Origin of the sequence: Pseudomonas sp. SIMBA_068 (assembly GCF_046534705.1) — a bacterium.
Classification (GTDB): Bacteria; Pseudomonadota; Gammaproteobacteria; order Pseudomonadales; family Pseudomonadaceae; genus Aquipseudomonas; species Aquipseudomonas putida.
In genome coordinates this window covers 1-238 of the sequence record NZ_JAWRYI010001566.1, presented here as the reverse complement: position 1 = coordinate 238, position 238 = coordinate 1, and the positions used below count along the sequence as shown (strand labels likewise).

General features: G+C 38.7%; 1 protein-coding gene. It reads right to left on the bottom strand.

The annotated features are described in order from the left end of the window. On the bottom strand, positions 1-238 hold a 238-nt coding region (locus SB756_RS34950), incomplete at both ends, for a DUF6445 family protein (RefSeq protein ID WP_410913866.1).

The window sequence follows — 238 nt, the reverse complement described above, 5'->3', positions numbered from 1 at the left end:
CTGCATTTATATTCCCGGAATGCAATAAGTTGCTTGGATATATAACAACCCGATTTAGCTTTGCCTCTAAACTGTAAACTTGCTCAAACAAAGCTGTGCTGCCATTTATATAATGTGGGTTTTTATGAAGCTTTTGTGCCATGGCTTGTTGCTTTATAGCTTGCCTATAAGGGATAAGTCGCTCTTTTGTTATGCGTTCATACCCCAGGGCTTTATGTTTATAAAATGAAGTACCCCC